This is a genomic window from Alteromonas sp. MMG017 (genome assembly GCF_018100795.1).
Classification (GTDB): Bacteria; Pseudomonadota; Gammaproteobacteria; order Enterobacterales; family Alteromonadaceae; genus Alteromonas.
Window position 1 is genome coordinate 97,243 of record NZ_JAGJDY010000001.1, and the last position, 24,414, is coordinate 121,656.

Here is a 24,414-nt window from a genome sequence, read left to right on the forward strand (position 1 = left end):
ACGACGAATGCCTAAAGATATCAGTGTTACCTGTGAAGACAGTACTCACTTAACCGCAACACGCTACACACCCGAACACGCCGTTAAAGGCGCAGTCATGATAGCGCCCGCCACGGGTATCAAACGCCAGTTCTACGCTGCGTTCGCTAGCTACCTTTGTGAACAGGGTTTTGGTGTGATCACATTCGACAACCGTGGTATTGCAGAATCGTTAAAAGGTAAGGTTAGACACAGTAAAGCGTCATTAGTGTCCTGGGGGCAGCAAGATATGCCCGCAGTTTTAGAAACCTTAAAAATGCACTTCCCCAAGACTCAATACTTTTTAGTCGGTCATAGTGCGGGCGGGCAACTTTTAGGTCTAATGCCAAACGTGAATGACCTTACTGCATTTTGTAACTTTGGTAGCTCATCGGGTAGTTTACGTAATATGCCCAAAAGGTATTTGTTAAAAGCCCACTTCTTTATGAATTTTTATATTCCCGTGAACAATCTACTTTTCGGACATACAAAGTCGCATTTAGTGGGCATGGGTGAGCCTTTGCCTAAAGGGGTTAGCAGGCAGTGGCAAAAATGGTGCAATGGCCAAGGTTATGTGAAGGAAGCCTTTGGAAAAGAAGTTTTACAGCACTGGTATAACGATATTTGTTTACCATCTAAATGGCTATTAGCCAGCGATGATGACATAGCTAACCTGTCAAATGTTAAAGATATGATTAGTGTTTTCCCTGAGCTAGAGGCCGAAATTCGCTTACTCAAACCTCATGAACATAATCTTGAAGAGATTGGCCACATGAAATTTTTCTCACGGAGATCTCAGTCACTGTGGCCCGAAGTAAGTGATTTTCTTATATCTCACCTTAACGCTTAATTTCTGTCAGCAAAGCTTCGGCCTGTGGGCGAGTATCAAAATATTCTTCGACGGTAAGTAACGCCGTTAGTATTCGCTCGGCCTCATCAGCTTTACCCAAGTGATAAAGCGTATAGGCTAAATGGTATTTCAGCGATGGGGATATAGCATCCCTAGCCGACGCCTCTCTTAGAATTGGTAAACTTTCGTTGTAACGGCCTTTAAGCGTTAAACTCCAACCGTAGGAATGCAAGACATCTGCATTGTTAGGCGCAAGTTCATAGGCTTTTTTTGCATAAGCGAAGCTTTGGTCGGTATCAGTGGAGAAATGTAAAACAGCTAGCCGGTTTAACATGGCATATCGGCTATTATCATCAACAAGACTAAGTAGCTGTTGATAATGACCAATAGCCTGGTTTTTATCGCCATAGTAGTAGTGATATTGAGCGAGTAAATTACGGGGAAAATAACGCGTTGGTTCTTGCTTTACTATGCTATTTAAGCGCACCACCAGGCGGTTAAAACTTTGCTTTTGAACGCTAATGGAATACAGTTTAGCCAAGGCTAAATCGAAACTTGCATCAAGTGCCAATACGTTTTCAAAATGCTTATAGGCTGTGTCTAGTTGCCCTTGCGCTTGTGCTAATTCGCCCTGCTTAAACTTAACTAGCGGATCATTCGGGAAGTCATTTTCAAGCATTTCCAGAGAGGCTGCAGCATCTTTCAATTCCCCAGAAACAAGCATTAACTTCACCAGCTGTAAATGAATATTTTTATCATCAGGTACTAGTTCGTGGATACTTTGCATCACCTGTAACGCCTTGGCTTGCTCACCTAATGCTGTCCAAAGTGCGACTTGCGCAAGTCGAGTATTGATAGAAAGCGACGGAATAACATCCATTTTCTTAAGGGTAGTCAGCGCTTGTTGTGTATCGCTTACTTTTACAAAAAAACCTGCTAGTTGTACTAACGCGATTTGATTCCCAGGCTCGCTAGCCAAAAGCTTTCTTAGCAATTCTATCGCACTGTTGTAGTCGCCTATTTGCGCATAAGCCGCTACTGCAGAAAAGGTAACGTTCGACGGCGTAGACGCACCATTAGATACTAATATTTTACGAAAGCCTGAAATGGCAGCCTGAACGTTACCCATTTGGAAATCAATTTTGGCCAACTGAAAAGCAACTTGTAAGTGCTCAGGACGCAAAGCAGATAGGGAAAGTAATATTTCTCTGGCTTCATCTAACTCATTACGTTGAAGCAACAAGGTCGCCTGATTATAGCGTGCTGCGAACAACCTAGGTGATTGTAAAAGAACCCTATCAAGAACCTCTTGTGCTTTTTCGTATTGTTTATCAATAATAAGCTGAGCTGCGTACATATTTTGAATCGACACGTCATTTGCAAAGCGGGCTAACAACAACGTTATTGCTTCACCAGCTAGCACCGAGTTTCCGTTATTAAGATGATGTAGCGCATAGGTCATCAGCACTTGTCGGTTTTCAGGGTAACGTGCCTTTAAGCTAGATAGTTGCGCATTGCTTTGAGCAACTTTTCCGCGACTTAAGGCAACTCGCACGGCATACAAAGCGACATTAACGTTGTTTGGGTACGCCGCTTCCAACTTATTCAATAGGTTTACCGCTGCGAAATTTTGCTTGTTCTCGAGAAAAAGTGTTCCCAGCATTAGCGCTTGATCAATATTGTTATCGATTAAGGTTTCTGCGTGAGGTCGCAAAGCAGACATCGCTGATTTTTTATCTCCAAGCGCTATATTAGTGCTTGCTAGCAGTATCGCCGTTTGTACATCTTCCTCTGTATGCTTCGCATAACTACGAAAATTGTCGCGGGCTGTTTCGTAATTCTTCTGCATTAACGCCACCATGCCCCGCAGGTAATAAAGTGCGGGTTCAGTGTGTAACATTACTTCATCTACATTCGCTAGTTGAGTAGCAATTTGCTCTAACTGAGGCCTGATAACCGCTAACGATTCAACTTGACTGGTTAACCAACTATTGACGAACAATACGTATAGATCGCCCTCTGTTTGTAACAACAGATCTTCAGTAATTAAAAGTGCCGCATCAAAGTCAGAAGAAGAAATGTAAGCATCGATTAAACTACGTGCCATGGTTGGATTATTGGGAGACAACAAGAAAGCTTTACTGTAAAACGCTTGGGCTTGGGCATACTCCCGGCGCTCTTTTGCCAATTGCCCCTTTAGCCACCACGTTTGCGCTTGAGTATCACTTTGCCCCATCGACATCGCCAATAGAGGCTCAGCTTCCTCAAAACGACGCTCAAGTATAGCCAACAACGCTAATCCGTTAAGGCCTTTTGGGTGGTCAGCCACACGCGATAAGATTTGTTCATATTCGTATTTAGCACACAACATTCTAGACTGCTGTATACATGCCTTAGCGCGAATTGTATGCCAGTTTATTTGCGCTTCAACATGAAAGGTTGAATCAAAATCAAGAGCAAGGATACGTTCACTCTCGCCTAAGCGAAGTAGTACCTCGCCCCAAGGCTCGAAGATAAGTCGAGCATCACCCCCTGCGTTATAGGCGGTTTGAAATGCAGCATCTGCTTGGGCAAACATGCCGTTCACTTGATACAACTGTGCTAATAAGATTTGTGCGGGTAAATAGTCTGGTTCAGCTTGAAGTGCACTTTTTACATGAATAAATGCTTCTTTGTATTCCTTTAGGTAGAAAGAAGCTTTCCCTTTTTCATAATCCTCGTTATTGGCTGAATATACCGAGAAAGATAGAGAGAGACAAACAAAGAAAACAAGCGCACACCGTGCGCTTGTAGTTATAAATATCTGGGGAAAAGTATAAGTCATCAAGTCACATGCTCTGCTATAGGCAGTCGCTGAAGACACTTAGTAGCGGCGTACTCTTCTAAAGCTTAAGAATAACAAGAACAACGCCAATACTGCAATGGTAGGCGGCTCTGGGACAGTCACTACCGGAGGCGCTGAAGGTGTTTCGTAATTAAAGACATAATTATGAAATTCACGAGCGCCTGTATATGAAACCGCGGCGAAAGAGCCATCAAACGACGCACCACCACGGGTTGTCGCTAAAGGGGCTAACACTGAACCTTTAACAGCTAAACTATTAAAATCTATACTTTCTGCGTCGTAGAAGTTCCACAGAACATTTGAAAATGCTTCGCTACCGTTGAAACCATTGTTCAGGTTTACACCACCACCCACTACGATGTCATTCGCAATAGCATCATTTGCAGAAACATTGATGATAACGGTTTCTGCATCGCCCCAGTTCAGCGATAAATTACTATTTTGTGCAAAGATATCGCCAGCGGATACATTAAAGATTGCAACGCTTTCTGTGCCTATATAGTTAAATATGCCATTACTGTATGTGCCATTTGCGCTAAGGCTGGCAAAGTACGCTGAATCGGCGTGCAGCGAGGCCGCTACCTCATCAATAGTGAGATCAGCATTATAAATCGCTTCGCCGTCACTACCGTCATTCAGTTCTACATGCGACACATTAAGCGCGCCACCGTAAACTAAATTATTGTCATTTAAAACGCGAATTTGATTGGCGTTGACGTCACCCATAATGGTAACAGCATCGATGGCAGTGTTTGTATTCGCCAGCCGACTACCGAACTCAACCGCATGACCATTAGCGTTTAAGTCACCACCGATAAGCACTTGGCCCTGCACATCACCACCTTGAAAATTGTAATCTTCTAACAAGATGAGGTTGTAAGTACCCAACGTACTTGAAGTAGACTCTGAGGCGCTCACTGAAGCTACAAACGTAAACAACGATATCACTAATACGACTAAGCGAAACATCACGTACTGCCTTATATTTGCATGAGGTTCAAACAAGTTCATCAACTTAAGAAATCAAGTCAAAACTTGCGTATTCCGCAATATAAGCAAGATTCACACCATTAAAATAAAGCAATGATTTAATTGGCATTTATATACTAAGGGAAGATACCAACTATAAGTTATGTAAAAAAAACTGACGCCCGACGATTTTTTTACACCTTGTTAACTAGTAGCACCATGTTGGTGCAATGGTGTTTTAGACATCTTCCCATAAGTACGATGCGGCCAATCCTATCTAATAGGGGTGAAGGTAAAAAATATTACGGTATAAATATCAAGCCTTCGTGAGGAGAAACATCACCGTGACAAATCGCGGCAAAGTTTTCCATTAATGACACAATATTTTTATGCTCTTTTACCGACAGCCATGAAGAAGTCCACTGCATGGCTTCTTTTACAAAAGCCCCACTTTGTGATTGAAATTTACTTGCACCTAGCTCAGCCATTCTGGTTTGAATGTGGGCAGGTGCAAAGAAGAATTCATCGCTATTGCCAGAGGCGTCTTCGGTATTTTCAGCCCCATCCCCTGTGCCCGCGTCTTGCCAATGGGTTAATCCCACTTGCACATAGCGCATGAGATCATCACCAAGCCTTGTCTTAAGTCGCTGCTTAACCTCACTGTTGCCCGACATATCTACCACAATACTGGCTTTACTGGCGATGTCATCTAGCTTGTCATAACAAACCACTTGATTGTAGACATCTAGTCCCTCAACAAACGCTTGGCTTTTGTTAGAGGTCACACCCACCACGTGATAGTCATCTTTTTTAAGGGCATAGGCCAACCCTAAACTGGTTTTGCTTGATGCGCTTAATACAATCACTTGTCTCGGTTTAGGCGCGTTGTACTGGTCTATTAAATCCCATAAACAATAGGATGTGATGTATAAAGGCCACAGTAGCATTTGCAGGTTTTCACGGTGTGACTGGGTTTTATCGCCGCCACTTTCTAACGGGCGATACAAGTTATAGCCCTGCGGTAATGCTTTTCTATGGGCGCTGGTATCAATCAAATTTCCTTGAGCAAAAGCAACGGCGTCCATATGCAGATGCGTGGCAGGCGGGAAATACCCAAAATAGCGGCTGCCTACGTCCACCCCCTTTACGCTAGACGTTGACACCTTCCCAATCCCCCACACAGGAATCACCCCCCACTTATTGTTGGTGTTGCTCTCTAGTGGTTGGTTAGACGCAGCTTTATCGGCAAGGGCTTTGTCAGAAACCGCTGGAAAAAACTGCCAATATCCAAGCTTTTTACCCATCATGAAATAAGTGAGATTATTGGCAGTAAACGCAAAACGCTCTACTTCAAAAGTCACGCCCTCTTTCGACAGCCCTTGATTAGAAAGCTCGGTGTTTTCTGTCGCGACTATACGGTGTTGGCTTAAGTCTTGTTTATCAACTTGAAACTGTTGCATAACCTTTTTCCCTTTTTCTTAATGTTAAAGTTTGCCACTGGCTTTTAGCATATGCATGTACTCCATGAGTTTCCCCATAGCAGGTTGCGACGCGGCTTTGAGGCGCCCTAACACTTGTAGTTTTGGCATATCGTCTTTGGCCACACCATGAACAATTTTGGAAAAACCATCGAGTCGACAATTGTGGATCCATGCTCGAAGCTCAGGCGCCTCACCCCAAATATGCATATTTCGCAGCATGGCTGCTGTCATAGGTACCCAGTCAATATCACGATTGGGCAAAGGGACAACTTGGGTCAGTTTCTGTTTGGTAGCGTCATCATCATAGGCTGCCTCAACATGGGCAATTAGCGCCGCACTAAACACCGGTTGGTAAGCTCGCACGGTTTGAGGCGTAATAGTATTGCCCTCAAAAACAGGCTTTATCTCTAGATTTGTGATTGCTGACGCCGAACAGTCCACCACCAATGCATCTTCTGGCATTGCCCACTGAGTATCCTCGAACGTAAGCGCCTCTTTTGCCACATGAGTCACTCTGCCATGGCGAATAATATTGGGTAGGGTTTGCAGTGCCGTCAGTTCGGCTTCGCTTACCGTTGCGCCATGGAACATAGCAGGCCTGATGTCTTTATCTATACGCAGCATCACCCCCTTTTCCTCTAATTTATCGAACATGTCATCGATAGAGGTCGACTGAGCAATAGCTTCCATTTGGTTCGCTTGCGCACCAATGGTATCGAAGAAAAAGTCATCGAGTGGCTGGGTGTTTTTGCGATTAAGCAGCCATGCATCCCGCGATACCACCCAATGAATGTTTTCAGGGTTTACAAAATTGCTAAGCAACCATAAACAAGTGTCGATCCCCGTTTTACCACCGCCTATGACCACATAATTTTTATGCCCGCGTACACGTTGGGTTAAGGTGTTTACTGGCGTAAAATCAACATTTTCATCAAGGGTAAAGCTAGGCTTGTGGGTAATAGGAATACTGGTTTTTAAGTAGGTCGCATCCACGGTTTTTTTATTCACGGTAACCTCGTAGGTTTTACCGCCCGTGATATTAGTAAACTTACCATCGCCTTCGTATTGGCTGAGGGGAAAATACTGAACGCGACCTGAGGGTAAAAAGGTCTCTTGCATGACTGCATCAAAGTAGGCACTCACCTCAGCACCAGAGGCTAATCCCATTAACCCTTCGTTCATTCCTGTTTTATCAATGACGCCGCGATTTAGCTCTCGTGAACAAACACCATAGAAAGCAGAAGGCTGATGTAGGGTGACAAAAGGGTAGGCTAAGTTCCAATGGCCACCAGGCTTAGCGTATTTATCGACAATGATGATGCTGGCATCGGTTTCGCTGAGTAGCACATCGGCAAATGCCATGCCTACCGCCCCACTTCCCACAATCAAATAATCGCAAGTTAATTGTTCTGCTTTCATATACTATGTCCTTTATGTATGAACCGGCCTGCACGCGGGTTTATAAAATATAATCAGGTTAAACGACAATCTAATGGAACGATTGAATATAACAGTGTTATATTCAATATATATAACGCCGTTATATTGCGCAACATGTAAATTCAATGTAAATGAAAAAAGATACTCGTCAGAAAATTTTAGATGCAGCTTCCACCTTGTTCTTGAAAGGGGGCACCCACGCATTAAGCGTACGTGCCATCGCGGAGGGCGCTGGTATGTCTACCATTGGCATTTATAGCCATTTCAAAGGTAAACAAGGTATTCTCGATGCCTTGTATATTGAAGGCTTTACCCTTGTCGATGACATGATGAAGCAGTCAGAGGGTAATACCCCATCAGATCGGTTACTTAATGCCTGCGAACACGTGCTGCTATTCTCTGAAGCACATGCAGCGCATTACAATCTAATATTTGGCTCTAATCTAAAAGATTACACCCCGAGCGAGGACGCAATTGCTGCAGGGGAAAAGGCGTTTATTACACTAACTAAAGTGGTATCTGCGATAATTAAAAAAGAGATTGCTGTAGAAGAGCGTCAAGATATAGCCATGCAAATTTGGGCGTTATGTCATGGTTATATAAGTTTAAACCAACATGAAATTCGCAATAGAATTAATTGGGTAGACTGGAAAGCGCGGGCATTGAATGCAATTCGCCTGCACGTTTACGCTTTGGTTGCTACGCACAACAGTCATTGCTAATAGACGCTTGCTAAAGACGCTTGTTAAAGTCGCTTGAAGAAGCCACTTATAATAAGAATACAAAGCAGCAACACATTAACCGGCCTATCACGAACATGCTCGAGATAAGTGACAACTTATGTGTTACTGACTCATGGTACGGTTCGAGGCTTATTTCGCTTCGTTTAGCGCATCATCGATGTCTTTCGCGCTATGCCTATCTTTAAGCTGCGCATCGCCCCACGTACGATTAACAATTACGCCGCGCTGTACTGCTGGGCGAGCCTCAATTTCTGTTGCCCAACGCAGAACATGTTTGTAGTCGTTAACTTGCAAGAAAGTGGCTGCGTCATACAGGTTTCCAAGTACTAAGTTGCCATACCATGGCCAAATAGCCATATCAGCAATACTGTACTCCTCACCCGCAAAATAGGTATTTTTGGCGAGGTGTTTGTCTAGTACATCTAGCTCACGTTTTACTTCCATGGTAAATCGGTTAATTGGGTATTCCATTGGGTAAGGTGCATAACTGTAGAAGTGACCAAAGCCGCCGCCTAAGTAAGGCGCTGAACCTACTTGCCAGAATAACCAATTAAAACATTCTACTTTTGCAGCAGGATCGTTAGGAATAAATACATCAAACTTTTCCGCTAAATAGTGCAGTATCGAACCCGATTCAAATAGCTTTGTTTCAGGTGTAGTCGATGTATCTACCATGGCAGGAATTTTAGAATTCGGGTTTACATCAACGAAGCCAGATGAAAATTGATCACCTTCGCCGATGTTAACCAACCATGCATCGTAATCGGCGTCTGTAATACCTGCAGCTAAAAGCTCTTCCAACATGATAGTCACTTTCTGACCGTTGGGAGTAGCCAAAGAATAAAGCTGAAGTGGGTGCTGGCCTACAGAGCGTTCTTGCTCATGAGTGGCACCCGATACAGGGCGATTGATACTAGCCCATTTGTTACCGTCATCTTCATTTTGGCTCCATACTTTTGGAGGCGTATAAGTATTACTGTCAGACATATCAGATCCTTTTCTATCGCGTTAGCATGATTATAAATTTGATGTGTGTACTGAATATGGAATTACAAGGGATAGGATGAATGATATACGACCAAGCACTTATCGCTGGGATAATTCGCAAATAAGCAGATTAAAATCGTTTTAACACGTATTTTAAACTGCCCCTGCGTGAATAAAAGGCGCGCAATCCATTGCCCGCAAACTGAGTGGTTATTAGGTGCGTGCTGTTAAATAGCGTATTCGCTATAACGAGCATCACCAGTAACCGAATTCTTTTCTAACAAGTGCTAATTGCTGCTTGAGAAAGCCTAGTCTTGTTCCAAAGAGGACAGTGCATCAAGCAACATGCATGTATTGAAATCGTTCGACATGAGCTCGTTTGACATAAGCTCATTAGCAAAAATGGTTTTAGTGAAATTTCTTACTACTGCAAACATACGCTTCCTCCCTGTGGGTATTGCTTTGAGTCACAATACCGATGCTGCCATTGCTGTGGTCTCGATTAAGAGTAAGCAGCATTTGTGCCAGCACAACAAATTAATAAATATCAGTAACTTATTGAAAACCACCCGTTAAGTGAGATAAAGGGTACTGAGAAAATGTTGCACTCTCGCAACACTTTATTACTGACTAGGGAAACATCCGAAGCTTGAAGTAAAAACCTGGACTTAAAATATGAAGTAAAAGAGTTAGTGTATTTGAACTAGCAAAACCTGACAGAAGGGATAAAAAAAGCAGCCCTAGGGCTGCTCTCGTAGACTTTTATTAACTACTTACACGACATTAGTTTAAATGCTAACGCGCTTGTAAGGTCTGTATTCAGCTTTCCAGAAATTCCGTTCAATATGGTCATTCAACGCATCGTCTGACATCTCAAGGGCTAGCCCTTGTGCCATGGCAACCTTACCCACTTCAAAGGCTATTTTACGGCTAAGCTCAGCAATAGCACCCAATGGTGGCAACAAGGAACCTTCGCCAGTGTTTACCAGCGGCGACGCATCAGCAAGTGCATTACTTGCAGCCATCAGCATTTCATCACTGATTAATTTTGCTTTTGCAGCAACGACACCAAGACCTATACCAGGGAAAATATACGAGTTATTACACTGGGCAATGGTAAAAACTTTACCTTTATACTCAACGGGCTTGAACGGGCTTCCCGTTGCAATAACCACTTCGCCATCAGTCCATTCAATAACCTGTTCAGGTCGCGCTTCAACCTGGCGAGACGGGTTACTTAATGGAAAGATAATAGGTAATTCACAGTTTTGCTTCATGGCACGAACCACCTGCTCGGTGAACAAACCAGGTTGCCCCGATACACCAATAAGAATATCTGGCTTGGCGCAGTGCATAACATCAAGTAGCGATGCGTAATCACCGCTAAAGGTCCAACTTTCAAGGTCGACTAACTGTTGATTTAGCTTTTGCTGGAAGTCACGTAATCCTTCCATACCTTCGGTCACTAGGCCGAAGCGGTCTACCATGAAGACTTGTTTACGCGCTTGCGCATCGCTAATACCTTCATGCACCATTTGTTGAATAAGCATTTCAGCAATACCGCAACCGGCTGAACCTGCCCCAACAAACACCACTTTCATGTCTGATAGCTTTTGTTGCTTCATGCGACATGCTGCTAAAATGGTACCTAATGTGACCGCAGCAGTACCTTGAATATCGTCGTTAAAGCAGCACACTTGATTGCGATAGCGGTTTAGCAACGGCATCGCGTTAGGCTGTGCGAAATCTTCAAACTGAATCATCACTTCAGGCCAGCGACGTTTTACTGCCTGAATGAACATATCGACAAATTCGTCGTAGTCTTCTTGGCCAATACGAGGATGACGTGCTCCCATGTACATAGGATCGTTTAGTAACTTCTCGTTGTTCGTTCCTACATCAAGCATCACCGGCAACGTATAAGCTGGGCTAATCCCACCACAAGCGGTATAAAGCGATAGCTTACCAATTGGAATACCCATACCACCAATACCTTGATCACCAAGACCAAGAATTCGCTCGCCGTCTGTGACAACAATGACTTTCACTTTACGCTTAGTGGCGTTGCGAACAATATCATCTATTTGATGGCGCTCTTCCCAAGACACAAACAACCCGCGCGAACTACGATAAATGTCTGAAAACTGCTCACAGGCATCACCCACTGTTGGGGTGTATATAATTGGCATCATCTCATCAATATGCTTTTGAATAAGACGATAAAACAGAGTTTCGTTGTTATCTTGAATGGCGCGTAAGTAGATATGCTTATTCAGTACTTCGTCGAAGCTACTGTATTGCATGTAAGCACGCTCTACTTGCTCTTCAATACTTTCGTAGCGAGGCGGTACTAAGCCGGTTAGGTTAAATGCAGCACGTTCTCTGGAAGTAAAGGCACTGCCTTTATTTAATAGGGGCGTTTCCAGCAGCGAGGGGCCAGCATGAGGAATATAAAGATATCGATTTGAATCTTCTGACATGGGTTATCCGGTTGTATTTACAGGCAATCACTTAGCAGCAACCTGATGAGCGCGCTTTTGCACGCTCTTTATTAAAATATTTCTTCAGGTTCAGGCGTCGTTGTTTTATTTTGCGAGGCAGGGTCGACCACTTCATCATCAAGAACATATGAGGTGGGTTCAGTGCCTTGCAAGAAATATTCGAACAGTGTCGTATGGTCTGTCCTTCGGGTCAACTTCCCACTGGTACGATCAATGCGAACACGTACTATTTTCTCAGGCACAGGAATAGGTGAATGAGGCTTCTCTGCCAACGCATATTCCATAAATCTTATCCATGCCGGGCCTGCTGCTTTGGCACCGTCTTCGGTACCAATTAACGCATTACCAATCCAATTGAATTTTTCAGGGTTGCGATTGATGAGGTTTTGGTTACGAGTCGCGCGGCCAAGTTGTCTGCCCATGTTGTCAAAACCCACCCATGCAGTCGCAACGATATCTTTTTGAAAACCACTGAACCAGGTATCTCTTGAATCATTCGTGGTACCAGTTTTACCGGCAATATCAGTGCGCTGAAGAATATTTCGTGCTCGCCAACCTGTACCAAGCCAATAGGTTTTCTTACTCCAGTTCCCATTAGCTCGTACACCGGTACGCATCATCTCACCGACCAAGAAAGCATTTTGTGCAGTTATAACTTGCGGTGCACTTTGCTTTTCAGTTACATCACTTTCAGCTAGCAACACATCTTTATTAAGCTGGGCTTCGAGTAAGGCTTCCACATCAACTTCGTCACTGTCCAAACCGCTTTCTAAATCACTTTCTGGATAGCTTTCAGGGGCATGAGCTTTGGTGCAGTTGTCGCATGCCCACACAGGGTTGGCTTGCCACAATACTTGATTATGTTCGTCCAGCACTTTAGCAATAAAATGCGGGTTCACTAGGTAGCCTCCGTTAGCAATAACCGCCATACCACGCACCACTTCTAGCGGTGTATGAGAGCTAGAACCCAACGACACGGTTTCATCTAACGGGATATCGTCAGGATCAAAACCAAAGCGGGTAAGGTAGTCGGCCGCTTTACGAAGCCCAACACCCCGCAATAGACGAACTGACACTACGTTCTTTGATTTACCCAAGGCTTTACGCATACGAATAGGGCCATCGTACTCAGCCGGTGAGTTTTGAGGGCGCCAAGCAACACCGGTCGCCGCATTCCATTGGTTAATAGGGGCATCATTAATAATCGAAGCAAGCGTGTACCCACTGTCTATCGCCGCAGAATATATAAAGGGCTTAATGTTAGAGCCTACTTGTCGTTTCGCCTGTGTGGCACGATTAAACTGGCTTTGATAAAAGCTATACCCGCCAACTACCGCCTCAACCGCACCGTTTTGTGGGTTGAGCGCAATAAAGGCTCCGCTCACTTCAGGGAGTTGTGCGATACGCCATGCATCGTCCTGCTCACGTACATAAATGACCGCACCAGGTTGTGTGATATCCAATGTAGTTTCAGGCTCACTGCCTTGCCTAAAGTCAGTAATATAGCGTCTAGCCCAGTCTAAGCCTTCCCAGGTAATTGTGCGCTTCTCGCCGTTTACATCAAGCACATCAATCGATTGTTCAGCGGCTGAAAGCACAACCGCAGGTACAAGAGGTTTTATATAAGGCACCTGTGACAACGCAGCAAGCATCTCGCGCTCACTCCAATCACTAGCAAGCAACTTATCACTGATATCGGTATTTAAAGAAAGCTGCGGCACTGGCTCATCTTGGCTATCTGGCGATGGGGCATCCCACAAATAGCCCAGTGGCCCTTTGTAACCATGACGCTCATCATAGTCGTGTAGATTCCTTACCACCGCGCGCTGAGCAGCAAGCTGCAAGTCAGAACCTGCGGTCGCGTAAACTTGATAACCGCCGGTTTCCGCTTCATCTTTACCGTAAATGTCGACCATTTCGTTATAGATGATGTCGGCCAGATAAGGGGCATCCACTTCAATTTCAGCCCCATGCTTACGCGCAGTTATAGGCGCGTTGGCCGCATTATCAAAGTCCGCTTTCGATATGTATTCTTCATCAAGCATCCGCAGCAACACCACGCGGCGGCGACCTGCGGATGCTTCAGGATCAGTAATAGGATTTAGTGCTGAAGGCGCTTTGGGGAGACCTGCAATGGTGGCAAGTTGTGCCAAAGTAAGTTCATTAAGAGATTTGCCGTAATAAACCTGGGCAGCGGCACCAAAACCAAACGAACGATGACCGAGCTCAACTTTATTTAAATAGAGTTCAAGAATCTCTTCTTTGCTGAGTTCCTGCTCCATGTGCCAAGCGATAAATATCTCTTTTACCTTACGAATATACGTTTTTTCTCGACTTAAAAAGAAGCCTCGGGCAAGCTGCATTGTTAATGTACTGGCACCTTGCCGTTTTTCACCCGTTATAATTAAACTTAAAGCAGCACGAGCGATTCCGATAGGGTCAATACCGTGATGTTCGAAGAAGCGACTGTCTTCGGTGGCCAAAATCGCGTGAATTAATTGCTCAGGTACTTCCTCAAGTTTTACGGGGATCCGCCGTTTAACGCCATATTGGGAAATTAATTTTCCATCATGGGTGTATATCTGCATGGGCGTTTGGAGTCTAACGTCCTTAAGTACAGTAACGCTTGGTAGGTTAGGTTTGATATAAAAGTAAATACCAACAAGCGCCACACAACCAATAAGGCCAGAGATGACAAAAAATAATAATAACGGTTTAATGTACTTCACAATTTAAGGATACCAAGGCATTTTTGCGAAAATGACGTATATTTTCATACGTATGTGTTATCAATAGAACCATACGCACAATAAAAACTGAGTAATATTGTACTTTAGAGCAATTACCATTGAAACCGGACACTTGTAAATGAAATCGCTGTTCAAGAAAAAGATGCCTCCCATTGTGGGTTTAGACATAGGCACACGTCAAATAAAAGCGGTATGGCTAGAACATTCAGTCAATGGCTACATGCTTCAAGGTTATGCATGTGAATCTATCAATAAAGTTGCTTTTTCAGAGCGCGATATTAAAGATTACGAGGCGGTAAGTTTAGCACTTAAAAAAGTGCGTAACAGCTTAAAAACTAAAATAAAGCAAGCTAATGTCGCGGTAGCGGGTACATCGGTAATCAGTAAAATCGTTTATATGGAACCCGACCAAAACGATTATGAACTGGAAAGCCAGATAGAAATTGAAGCCGATAGCCTCATTCCTTTTCCCCTTGAAGAGGTTTATTTAGATTTCGAAGAGCTTGGCCCCAGTGAAACCCATTCTGGCAAGGTCAATGTTCTATTAACTGCTGCTCATAAAGATTTAGTAGATAGCCGATTACTGCTGTCTCGCGAAGCCGATTTCGAACCTAAAATTGTTGATGTGGAAAATTACGCGATTGGGAATGCCATCGACTTTTTCTACAATGGAAAAGTAGAAGATGAAGCCGTTTGTGCCATTAATGTAGGTGCCTCATTGCTTCAAGTTAGCGTGGTACGTAATGCCAATGTGATCTACACAAAAGAACACGCATTTGGGCTAAATAACTTAGTCAACGATATTAGCGCTATTCAAATGATTGAGCGTGAAGAAGCCGAACGTCTATTAATGGATGATTCATCATCTAACAGTTGGGTAGATGAAGTATTACCTATCTTTGCCGCTAATTTACAACAGAACATCAATCGTGCATTGCAAATGTATATGACGACATTTCATGTTGACCGCCCCGCAAAAATTTTACTTTGTGGCGGCGCAGCCACTATCCAACCTTTAGTAGACATATTACGTCAAGACTTAGGCCTACAAGTTGATGTATTCGACCCCTTTTTGGGCATGACCATGAACCCTAAGTTAGATTCACAGCGGTTACGCCGTATCGCACCACAGCTCACTATTGCTGCAGGCCTTGCTAGCCGGAGTTTCACATCATGGCACATGTAAACTTACTTCCTTGGCGCGAACAACAACGCCAACATCAAAAGCAGCAGTATCTAATGGGCCTGATTGCCGTTGCCGCTATTGTGGGGTTAATTTTTTGGTTTATCGGTCAAGCTATCGACCAACAAATTAATCATCAGAATTCAAGAAACCAGTTTCTTGAGCGAGAGATTGGCTTATTAGATGCGCAAATTGCAGATATAAAAAATATTAAAGAAAGCAAAAATGCGATTGAACAGCGCATGGCCCTTATTGAGCAATTACAGGCTAGTCGAAATGTCGCGGCCATAATATTTGATGAGCTTGCTAAAATCGTACCCGTGGGCGTGACCTTCCAATCTATGAAGCGCATAGGTAATCAATTACAAATTGAAGGTATCAGCGATTCAAATAACCGACTTTCTGATTTCATGCGCTCATTAGATAATTCAGATGTTTTTGTTGGAGCTGAATTGTCTTCTATAAAAGCAGACACCAATGCCTCTCGCGCAATTAGCACCTTCACGCTTACCTTCATGGTTAGCGATTCGGTATCACCGTTGGAACAAGATGCTGAAGGGGAGACAAACTAATGAAATTTGATGTCGAAAAGCTTAAAGAACTCAATGAATTAGATTTTGAACAAATTGCTATTTGGCCCAATGAAATACGTATAGTCGTGGCTGCCTTTGTGGCAATCGTAATTGGTGCACTTAGCTATTATCTACTTATAAACCCTAAGCTCCCTATTCTAGATGCTGCGGAATTAAAAGAACAAGAGCTGAAGCTGCAATACGAAGCCAAGTACCGCATTGCGGTAAATAAAGAAGCGTATCGAGAGCAGCTCGCACAGCTAGAAAATGACTTTTCTTCCATGCTGAAAAGCTTACCTACCAGCAATGAAACCCCTGGCTTGCTAGACGATATAACTTATGTAGGCACCTCATCAGGACTTACCTTCAAGTTATTGAACTGGCAACAAGAGGTACCTAAAGAGTTCTACACCGAACTGCCTATTGAAATTGAAGTCAGTGGCGGCTATCACCATTTTGGAGAGTTCGTTTCTAAGGTGGCTGGGCTTCCTCGTATCGTCACCTTGCATGACTTTGATATTTTACGGGAAAGTAATGGGCTTACCTTGCAATTACAAGCGAAAACCTACCGCTCAGAAAACAGTACCGGTATAAGCGGGGGATCTCAGTGATGCGCTATTTTTTAGTTCTTGCTACTGTTGTCCTAATAACCGCTTGCTCGCCAAAACTTGATGATTTGCAGGCGTATACGCAAAGTGTGAGCGAAAATGCGGTTCACAATATCGAACCCTACCCTGAGTTTGCTACACCTAAAACCTTTGAGTATTCGGCGAGCGAATTGCCTAGCCCTTTTGATTCGCCTAAAGAAAACACGCCACCACTGACACAAACTCGACAACAAAACTGTTTTCAACCTGACTTTGAACGCACAAAGCAGAAACTGGAAAGGTATGGCTTAGACTCATTAGGGTTGACCGGAAACTTTAAAAGCCAAGGCGTTGAATGGGCGCTAGTAACCAGTAATGACGGTATTCTACATAAAGCCAAAATTGGCAGCCGCATCGGTTTATTTTACGGTAAAATCACTGGAATTAATCCAAACTCACTAACAATAGAACAGCTTATACCTGATGGCGCAGGTTGCTGGCAGAAAAAAGAGATAACGTTGAGCAAAACCTCAACGTCAGGAGAGAAAAAATAATGGCTGAGCGTTACCTATTTAACAAATCTTTAAATCGTAGAAGTTCTCGCTGGCCTTGGTTGCTTGGCTTTGCTGCTATATGTACGGTATTGATGGTTTATGTTGCGCCCGCCAAAGCGTTAGAACCCGTATTGTTCGACCCAAGTAACGACACTCCCTCAACCCGAATTACCGGTATCGATTTTACCCGAGAAGCGAATAATATTGGTGTTACATTAGTCACCTTTGAAGGTGCTTCACCTACACCGCAACTCGTTGAGTCTCAAGGAAAGGTTACCATTACATTCGCTGATAGCGTGTTAGATGACAGTCAGCTCGTTGAATTAAATGTGACAGAGTTCTCCACGCCTGTATCAACCATTGAAACCTTTCAAGATAAAAAAGGTACGCGCATAGAAATTCTTTATAGCGATACCGTGACAGCTCGCCACGCGATAGACGATAACGTCATTCGCATCAAAATTGAGCCGATGAGCTTGTCGCAACAAGAAGAGTTAGAAAACAAAAAAACCTATACAGGCGACCCTATCTCGCTAGATTTTCAAGATGTACCTGTACGTCAAGTGTTGCAAATTATCGCGCAAGTTAACGGCTTTAACTTAGTGACCACAGACACAGTGACTGGAAATGTCACTATTAGCCTATCAGGTGTACCTTGGGATCAAGCCCTTGATATGATTTTGCGTGTTAAAGGATTAGATAAACGCTTAGAGGGTAACATTCTGTTGATTGCGCCAACTGAAGAGCTTACCGCCAGAGAAACCCAAGCATTACAGTCAAAGAAGCAGGTGTCTGATTTAGCCCCGCTTAGTACAGTCAACATCTCGGTAAATTACGCTAAGGCAGCTAACCTGGCGACGATTTTGAAATCTTCAGAAGGCGGCATTTTGTCTGAACGCGGGACAGTTACCGTGGATGAACGTACCAACACTATGCTTATTCGAGATACGTTACCTTCTATTGATGAAGCAAGAAAAATGATTGATGCGCTGGATATTCCAGTTAAACAAGTATTAATTGAAAGCAGAATGGTGACCGTACTTGATAATGTGGATGAAGAGCTAGGTGTTCGCTGGGGCTTAAGCGATAGAGAAAGTGACAGTGGTGTTTCAGGGAGTATTGAAGGAGCTGAAACTATTGCAGGCGGCTCTATTCCGAGTATTGACGACAGACTAAACGTAAACCTTCCGGTTTCGGGTGCAACGGGCACTATTGGCTTTCAAATCGCAAGCTTGGTTGATGGCACCATATTAGATTTAGAGCTATCTGCGCTTGAGTCTGAAAACAAAGGTGAGATTATCGCTAGCCCACGTATTACCGTGGCGAACCAACAAGAAGCCTACATTGAACAAGGAACCGAAATACCTTATGTTCAAGCCACCTCAAGTGGCGCAACGTCGGTTGAATTCAAAAAAGCGGTATTGTCGCTTCGCGTAACACCGCAAATTACGCCAGATAATCGCATTATTTTGGATTTGGTGGTTACACAAGATACCCGTGGTGAAACAGTGTCTACTTCTACCGGTGATGCCGTTGCTATTGATACGCAAGAAATCAAAACTCAGGTCTTGGTAGAGAACGGCGAAACCATCGTATTAGGCGGAATTTTCCAGCAAACGAGTACCGATAACGTGTCAAAAGTGCCATTATTTGGTGACCTGCCGTTTTTAGGTGTGCTGTTTCGCAATACATCGGAGTTTCAAGAGAAGCGTGAGCTACTTATATTTGTAACACCGAAAATAATAACAGAAAAACCGTAACAACCTATTATTCAAGGTAAAATGCGGGCTGATAGCAGTCCGCTTTTTGCGTTTTCAGGTACTGCAATACCCCTGTATTTACATTATAGTGCTAATTGTTTTCAACAATACTTGCAAGGGCTTGTTAGAAACTGAGATAATCGCGGTCTCGAAATTTTAGCGAGGTTAAAGGAGTAGTGCTTATTGGACATTAAATAAGCACGAGTCAATGGGTAGGCTGGTAAGGCAACAGTGCATGCCCCTAACATGATAAAGTTGTGATATAAGCAAATATGGCTGAAAAACGTAATATCTTTTTGGTTGGCCCAATGGGTGCTGGCAAAAGCACCATCGGTAGACACCTGGCAGACGAACTTCACCTGGATTTTTATGACTCCGATCAGGAAATAGAGCGCCGTTCTGGTGCTGATATCGCCTGGATCTTCGACCTTGAAGGCGAAGATGGATTCCGTGCGCGTGAAGAAAACATCATCAATGATTTAACAGACAAGCAGGGTATCGTGCTTGCCACTGGCGGCGGTTCAATTGTAACCAAAGCAGTTCGTAATCGTTTGTCTGCACGAGGCATTGTTGTTTACTTGCAAACTACGATTGATAAGCAAGTTGCTCGAACACAGCGCGATAAGCGTCGCCCTTTGCTTCAAAACGACGATCCGGAGCAAGTACTTCGCGATCTAGCAGATTTGCGTAATCCTCTTTACGAAGAAGTTGCAGATTATGTAGTTGATACTGATGACCAATCTGCTCGCGCAGTGGCAAATCAGATCATTAGTAAAATCGGTTTATAAATAAAATAATTAGGAGGTGCTACGCCCATGTCAACCTTAACTGTGGAACTTGGTGAACGTAGCTATCCTATACATATTGAGGCCGGGTTGCTCAAGCAGCCTGGCCTTTTTGTGCCTTATATAAAAGGTCCATTGGCGGTTATTGTCACCAATGAAACTGTTGCGCCATTATACCTTGAGACAGTGAAAGCGGCATGTGGTAGCAAGCAAATCGAAACCATTGTATTGCCTGACGGTGAACAATATAAAAACCTCGAGCAATTCGAGGTAGTCATGACCCGCTTGCTTGAACTCAACGCAGCTCGAGATACCACCCTTATTGCTTTAGGGGGTGGTGTTATTGGCGATTTATGTGGTTTTGTGGCTGCAACATATCAACGCGGCGTACCCTTTATTCAAGTGCCCACTACCCTACTTTCACAAGTAGACTCTTCTGTAGGTGGTAAAACTGCGGTTAATCACCCATTGGGCAAAAATATGATTGGTGCTTTTTATCAGCCAATCTTGGTCGCTATTGATACGCAATCACTGTCTACGCTACCTCCCCGTGAATTCTCTGCTGGTATGGCGGAAGTTATAAAATACGGCATCATATATGATGAAGCCTTTTTCTCTTGGCTTGAAGCGAATGAGCAAGCACTAAAACAGCTTGATGAATCAACCCTCAATGTTGCCATTAAACGCTGCTGTGAAATTAAAGCGGAAGTGGTTGCTAAAGATGAACGTGAAGGCGGCTTGAGAGCTATTTTAAACTTAGGTCACACCTTTGGCCACGCCATTGAAGCTGAACAGGGTTATGGTAACTGGTTACATGGCGAAGCCGTGTCAGCTGGTACTATAATTGCTTGTGTAGCTGCAGAGCAGTTAGGTTGGTTTACAGCGCCAGAAACTCGTCGCGTACGTTCACTCTTTGAGGCATTTTCACTTCCAGTGGAAGGGCCTAGTACAATGAGCAAAGCAGATTATGTAAAGCATATGAAGCGCGACAAAAAAGTAGAAGCCGGTAATATTCGTTTTGTGCTTCCTAAGAATATGGGCAATGCAGTTGTCACTAAAGACGTCACTGACGATATTCTTAACGATATTCTACGCTAGCCATATACTGGCAAACCTAACTAACACCAACATTCGTTTTCTTTGCTAGCCCTTTACACAGGTATTGGGCTTTATGGGGTTATTGCGCATGCACAGTGAATTGCATGAACGTCTTGAGTATTTAGTTAATTATTCCTCTCAACTGGTTTTTGTCAGTGGCGACTCTATTGCAGAGCAACAGCAAACTCTTGAAGCTTTCGTTTACCAGCAACATGACGATACTGAGATAGCGTATTTAACCGCTGAATCTAATATGGAAATTTCTGACTACCGTGGTCAGTTATGCCGCCAGTTGTTAGGTCAAGTAGTCGGTAGTTTCGTACGCCCTCTTAATGAATTATTGTCTGCACTTAATAGCCATGAAGGGCCAGTACTCATTGCTATAACGCAAGCCGAGCACATGCCCGACAAACTGCTTCAAGAACTATGGGATTTGGTATTACAAAGCCGCTTTGCGGGTAACAAGCAACATTTGAACGTATTACTATTTGCCACAACCAAGTGGGCTGAAAATGCCAAAAAGTGGCTCCCAGCCAAAAATACCGATACCCCATTACTTATTAGTAGCCAATCCATTTCTTCAAACCTTCAAGCTTCAAAACCTCAAGGTTCTGAACTAGATAGGATGATTTCCCAGCGCCGAGAAGCGTTTCAAGCTCACCTTGATAAACGAAATCTTCCTGTCGAAGCCACCCCGTCTAATCCACTTACCTCTACGGGGTTCTATATAGCTATTGCTTTGGTATTTATATTGATCTTCGGCGGATTGGTTACCTGGCAGTATGGCGATTCAATATCGTCATTATTTTCACCAATTGCACAACAACCTAAGCCTTCTGAGTCAGAGAATGTGGTACCAGGCTCTGCTTTTAGCAAAGTCGCAGATAATCAAGTTGAGCAGCCTATTGCGACAACTTCAGACCATGAAAGCAACGTAGAACTGGTGACAGACTGGAAAGGTGCAGTTTCCTCGCTTGATGGCGATGCATCTAGCGAAATAGTTGGCGAAGTAACAGACAGCGCTTTTGAACCTACTACGCTGGTTGCGAGCACACCAATGCAGAGCAGCAATCAAGAGCCTCAACAACAAGTAGTCTCGATTGAAGGGGCTGATAGCGCCCCTTCTTTAAACACGCCTGATAGCAGTGCGGCAAAGCCAGCTGCAAATGAAGCCCAGCAAACCGCCAAGACTCAACAAGCCAGCGTGCAAGTGCAATCACAAAGTGATGATGGGGTAACCAGTGAAAGTGCTACTAGCACTACCGCAGAAATCTTAAAGCCTGACATGGTTTTGCCCAACGATTTTGTGATTCAGATGGTGGGCATTAAAGATAAAAACGTTGTTAGCCAATTTATTGCACAGCATAACTTGCAAGCAGTTACCCGGCAGTATGTGACTACACGGTATGGCGGTGATTGGCATGTGGTGGTTTTTCATCAACCATTTAAATCACTCACTGACGCGCGTGCTGCGCTATCCGCTTTACCGGATTATCCGACTAAAAACGAAGCGTTCATTAAACGTGGGCAGCAAATTTTAGACGAAATGGCGCTGGAAGCTGGCGAATAATAGTACGTTGTGCCCATTGTACTGACTTCAAACAAAAGAAAAGCCGTCAGCTTTACGTTTCATGGTTGTTCCATCGTATGAGGAAAGATACAATCTATCTTTAGCGTGGTATTGCGAGATAATTGCAGCGCCACTCCCCAGAATTACGCCAAACTCGGCGAGTACCGGAATGACAACCGTCTATATTCCGTGCAGGTAGTAACGTTTACGCATGATGCAGAAAAAAAACCGGGCCTTTTTAAAGTGGGCCGGTGGCAAGTACAGCCTAGTAGAGCATATTCAGGCAAGGTTACCTCAAGCAAACAAACTTATTGAACCGTTTGTAGGCGCGGGGTCAGTGTTTCTGAATACTCAGTATAAGCGGTATTTGCTAAACGACATCAATCCTGACCTTATAAACCTGTACAACTTCTTAAAAGTTCAGCCCGATGCCATCATCCACGACGCACGCAGTTTTTTTAGCGGCGAGCGTAACGATGAGAAAATGTACTATGCATTGCGAGAAGAATTTAATGCAACCGAAGACGAGTACTACCGCGCTATTTTATTCCTATACCTTAATAGGCATGGGTACAATGGATTATGTCGCTATAGTTTAGCGGGCAGGTTCAACGTACCTTTTGGGCGCTATAAAAAGCCCTACTTCCCTGAGCATGAAATGTTTGTGTTTGCCGAGAAGGCGCAAAAAGCCACGTTCACTTGTTTACCCTTTGAAAAAGTCTTTACTCGCGCTCGCCGTGGAAATGTCATTTATTGTGACCCACCCTACGCGCCTATCAGTAAAACCGCTGCGTTTACCAGCTATGCTGCACGTAGTTTTGGGCAAGAATCGCAAGAAAAGCTAGCAGAATTAGCCATGCGTGCAGCGAAGAAGCGTGGCATACCGGTATTGGTATCGAATCACGATCTACCTCTCACTCGTTCTTTATATAAAGGCGCAGACTTTAGCATGTTGTCGGTAAAGCGCTCCATTAGTCAAAATGGTGCGACTAGAAAGCCCGTAGATGAAATTTTGGCGTACTTCCCACCTAGCGCAGTAGTAAAAAAGCCAAAACGAATCCAACGCAAAAGTGTTGAAGCGAAAAAATAACTAATAACCGGTTAGCCACTTCACAAACATCATTAAAGATACCACCATCATGGCAACTAAAATTATGCCAATGATCAGAAAGCTAACGAAGGTTCCTTTGGTAAAATCACGCTCATAGTTTTTATGGCTTTGCACACCGAACACACCAGCAACAACACTCATAAGCACTGACCAGAAGCCGGTACCCGGTTGTTGACTCATTACTGATAAGTCTTTTGTTGGGAAACTACGATGCTACTTGCTGTCATCATTATGAAGTAACTCAAGCAAATCGAGAAAATGAAACTGAAATGAAGGAGACTTTCCAGCAATCCATGACAGCCAACTGACTTCGGCAACACCGTCTCTGTCTCTGGCGCACTGATTCTGTACATGACTAGCAGGTAACTTAGGGTTAAAACTAGAAGAGGGTTGAAACTCGCACACTGAGGCTTCCGAGCCCGAACGTGGATAGACTGCTACGCTAACTAGCGCAACCATGCCGCATACTGCATAAAATGGAAGTACTTTCATCCTGAACACTCCTTGCGCTATTTTGCATTGAACTTCATTATAAATAAAACCTTATTAGTCACAAGATAATATTCACTAATGATGAATATAATTACTGTTTTCAATAGTAAAAAAAGCC

The 24,414-nt window shown here is 43.8% G+C and carries 21 protein-coding genes; 11 read left to right on the forward strand and 10 right to left on the reverse strand.

Features of this window, described 5'->3' with window-relative positions:
* Positions 1-7 precede the first annotated feature (7 nt).
* A complete protein-coding gene (locus tag J8L84_RS00495; RefSeq protein WP_211068978.1) occupies positions 8-868 on the forward strand; it encodes an alpha/beta fold hydrolase in 861 nt (286 codons plus the stop codon).
* Here J8L84_RS00495 and J8L84_RS00500 read toward each other — a convergent pair.
* The 4 genes from J8L84_RS00500 to J8L84_RS00515 all read right to left on the reverse strand — a co-directional run bounded on the left by J8L84_RS00500 (position 858) and on the right by J8L84_RS00515 (position 7,582).
* Entirely contained in the window at positions 858-3,692 is a 2,835-nt protein-coding gene (locus tag J8L84_RS00500) for a tetratricopeptide repeat protein (protein ID WP_211068979.1), read from the reverse strand. The two genes, J8L84_RS00495 and J8L84_RS00500, sit on opposite strands and share 11 nt — an antisense overlap.
* A 39-nt stretch (positions 3,693-3,731) precedes the next feature.
* The gene (locus J8L84_RS00505) at positions 3,732-4,682 is read right to left on the reverse strand and encodes a choice-of-anchor A family protein (protein ID WP_211068980.1); all 951 of its coding nucleotides are present in this window, start codon (positions 4,680-4,682) and stop codon (positions 3,732-3,734) included.
* Positions 4,683-4,984: 302 nt separating this feature from the next.
* On the reverse strand, positions 4,985-6,142 hold the full coding sequence (locus tag J8L84_RS00510) for a DUF2855 family protein (RefSeq protein ID WP_211068981.1): 1,158 nt from the start codon (positions 6,140-6,142) through the stop codon (positions 4,985-4,987).
* Between the two features lie 24 nt (positions 6,143-6,166).
* A complete protein-coding gene (locus J8L84_RS00515) occupies positions 6,167-7,582 on the reverse strand; it encodes an NAD(P)/FAD-dependent oxidoreductase (protein WP_211068982.1) in 1,416 nt (471 codons plus the stop codon).
* A gap of 152 nt (positions 7,583-7,734) precedes the next feature.
* Here J8L84_RS00515 and J8L84_RS00520 point away from each other — a divergent pair, with 152 nt between their 5' ends.
* Positions 7,735-8,325 (forward strand): TetR/AcrR family transcriptional regulator, encoded by a 591-nt coding sequence (locus J8L84_RS00520; RefSeq protein ID WP_211068983.1) that lies wholly within the window; start codon positions 7,735-7,737, stop codon positions 8,323-8,325.
* A 150-nt stretch (positions 8,326-8,475) separates the two neighbouring features.
* Here J8L84_RS00520 and yghU read toward each other — a convergent pair whose 3' ends face one another.
* From yghU to J8L84_RS00535, 4 genes are all read right to left on the reverse strand, one after another.
* Positions 8,476-9,333, reverse strand: coding sequence for a glutathione-dependent disulfide-bond oxidoreductase (gene yghU, locus J8L84_RS00525; RefSeq protein ID WP_211068984.1), 858 nt, complete (start codon positions 9,331-9,333; stop codon positions 8,476-8,478).
* A 308-nt stretch (positions 9,334-9,641) separates the two neighbouring features.
* Positions 9,642-9,770 carry a hypothetical protein gene (locus tag J8L84_RS20525; RefSeq protein WP_282100395.1) on the reverse strand — a complete coding sequence of 43 codons (129 nt, stop codon included), beginning with the start codon at positions 9,768-9,770 and terminating at the stop codon, positions 9,642-9,644.
* Between the two features lie 351 nt (positions 9,771-10,121).
* Positions 10,122-11,813 carry an NAD-dependent malic enzyme gene (locus J8L84_RS00530; protein ID WP_211068985.1) on the reverse strand — a complete coding sequence of 564 codons (1,692 nt, stop codon included), beginning with the start codon at positions 11,811-11,813 and terminating at the stop codon, positions 10,122-10,124.
* Positions 11,814-11,884: 71 nt separating this feature from the next.
* Positions 11,885-14,563, reverse strand: a complete 2,679-nt coding sequence (locus J8L84_RS00535; RefSeq protein ID WP_211068986.1) for a penicillin-binding protein 1A — start codon at positions 14,561-14,563, stop codon at positions 11,885-11,887.
* Between the two features lie 139 nt (positions 14,564-14,702).
* Between J8L84_RS00535 and pilM the strand changes: the two genes are divergently transcribed.
* The 9 genes from pilM (at position 14,703) to J8L84_RS00580 (ending at position 23,783) form a co-directional block, all read left to right on the forward strand.
* The gene (pilM, locus tag J8L84_RS00540; RefSeq protein ID WP_211068987.1) at positions 14,703-15,770 is read left to right on the forward strand and encodes a type IV pilus assembly protein PilM; all 1,068 of its coding nucleotides are present in this window, start codon (positions 14,703-14,705) and stop codon (positions 15,768-15,770) included.
* Positions 15,758-16,339 (forward strand): PilN domain-containing protein, encoded by a 582-nt coding sequence (locus J8L84_RS00545; RefSeq protein ID WP_211068988.1) that lies wholly within the window; start codon positions 15,758-15,760, stop codon positions 16,337-16,339. Before pilM ends, J8L84_RS00545 begins: the two co-directional genes overlap by 13 nt.
* Positions 16,339-16,950, forward strand: a complete 612-nt coding sequence (locus J8L84_RS00550; protein ID WP_211068989.1) for a type 4a pilus biogenesis protein PilO — start codon at positions 16,339-16,341, stop codon at positions 16,948-16,950. The genes J8L84_RS00545 and J8L84_RS00550 overlap by 1 nt, the downstream gene beginning before the upstream one ends.
* Positions 16,950-17,480, forward strand: coding sequence for a pilus assembly protein PilP (locus tag J8L84_RS00555; protein WP_211068990.1), 531 nt, complete (start codon positions 16,950-16,952; stop codon positions 17,478-17,480). Before J8L84_RS00550 ends, J8L84_RS00555 begins: the two co-directional genes overlap by 1 nt.
* On the forward strand, positions 17,480-19,240 hold the full coding sequence (locus tag J8L84_RS00560) for a type IV pilus secretin PilQ family protein (protein WP_211068991.1): 1,761 nt from the start codon (positions 17,480-17,482) through the stop codon (positions 19,238-19,240). The genes J8L84_RS00555 and J8L84_RS00560 overlap by 1 nt, the downstream gene beginning before the upstream one ends.
* Positions 19,241-19,512: 272 nt before the next feature.
* Positions 19,513-20,028, forward strand: coding sequence for a shikimate kinase AroK (gene aroK, locus J8L84_RS00565; protein WP_057794370.1), 516 nt, complete (start codon positions 19,513-19,515; stop codon positions 20,026-20,028).
* A 27-nt stretch (positions 20,029-20,055) separates the two neighbouring features.
* Positions 20,056-21,123, forward strand: coding sequence for a 3-dehydroquinate synthase (aroB, locus tag J8L84_RS00570; protein ID WP_211068992.1), 1,068 nt, complete (start codon positions 20,056-20,058; stop codon positions 21,121-21,123).
* A gap of 73 nt (positions 21,124-21,196) precedes the next feature.
* Positions 21,197-22,693, forward strand: coding sequence for an SPOR domain-containing protein (locus J8L84_RS00575; RefSeq protein WP_247670484.1), 1,497 nt, complete (start codon positions 21,197-21,199; stop codon positions 22,691-22,693).
* A gap of 211 nt (positions 22,694-22,904) precedes the next feature.
* Complete coding sequence (locus tag J8L84_RS00580) at positions 22,905-23,783, forward strand: Dam family site-specific DNA-(adenine-N6)-methyltransferase (protein WP_211068993.1); 879 nt, start codon at positions 22,905-22,907, stop codon at positions 23,781-23,783.
* On the opposite strand, the gene J8L84_RS00585 is transcribed toward J8L84_RS00580, so the two are convergent.
* Together J8L84_RS00585 and J8L84_RS00590 are read right to left on the reverse strand one after the other, a co-directional pair.
* Complete coding sequence (locus tag J8L84_RS00585; protein WP_013785669.1) at positions 23,784-23,984, reverse strand: DUF2970 domain-containing protein; 201 nt, start codon at positions 23,982-23,984, stop codon at positions 23,784-23,786.
* Between the two features lie 33 nt (positions 23,985-24,017).
* The gene (locus J8L84_RS00590) at positions 24,018-24,296 is read right to left on the reverse strand and encodes a hypothetical protein (protein ID WP_057794379.1); all 279 of its coding nucleotides are present in this window, start codon (positions 24,294-24,296) and stop codon (positions 24,018-24,020) included.
* Positions 24,297-24,414 lie beyond the last annotated feature (118 nt).